The organism is Cocleimonas sp. KMM 6892, from assembly GCF_035798195.1.
GTDB lineage: Bacteria > Pseudomonadota > Gammaproteobacteria > Thiotrichales > Thiotrichaceae > Cocleimonas > Cocleimonas flava.
This window is the reverse complement of sequence record NZ_JAPFBV010000022.1, coordinates 1-706: the sequence shown is the minus strand read 5'-3', so window position 1 is coordinate 706 and position 706 is coordinate 1. Positions and strand designations below refer to the sequence as shown.

The window sequence follows — 706 nt, the reverse complement described above, 5'->3', positions numbered from 1 at the left end:
CCTGTGTGTTGATCGGAACCTACACCGTGACGCCACAAAATGTCAGTGACAACAATATCGTCAATACCGCAACAGCGGATTCGGATCAAACCGATCCGGTTACCGACGGTGAAACCACCACCATTAATGCGCCCCTATTAGCCGTTGATAAACCTGCACCCGCAAATGCGGATAATGATGGCAATACCGAAGTAAGTGAAGGCGATGTATTGACGTATACCATCACCGCGACCAATACAGGTGCGGCAACGTTAACGGATGTTGTAGTGACGGATACTAAAATTACGCCAAATACGATTACTTGTGCAACGTTAGCTCCTAGTGCGACTTGTGAGTTAAGTGGCACATATACTGTAACACCAGCTGATGTAACAGCGGGTGCAATCATCAATGATGCCACCGCAAACTCTGATCAAACACCAGAAAGTACCGCGAAAAATGTCAGTGATATCAACGCGCCGAGTTTAACCCTTGTAAAACCAGCGCCTGACAATGCCGATAATGACAGTAACGGTGAAATCAGTAATGGAGATGTATTAACCTACACGGTAACTGCAACCAATAACGGTACGGCGACCTTAACCAACGTAGTAGTTTTGGATACTAAAATCACGCCAAATACGATTAGTTGTGCCACATTAGCACCTGCTGCGACTTGTGTCTTAAGTGGTACGTACACCGTAACACCAGCTGATGTTACGGCGGG

Annotated in this window: 1 protein-coding gene; it reads left to right on the top strand. The window is 46.6% G+C overall.

Annotation, left to right across the window (positions count from 1 at the left end; genetic code table 11):
• Positions 1-706: DUF7507 domain-containing protein (locus OO007_RS20205; RefSeq protein ID WP_325810184.1), on the top strand; the 706-nt coding region annotated here is incomplete at both ends.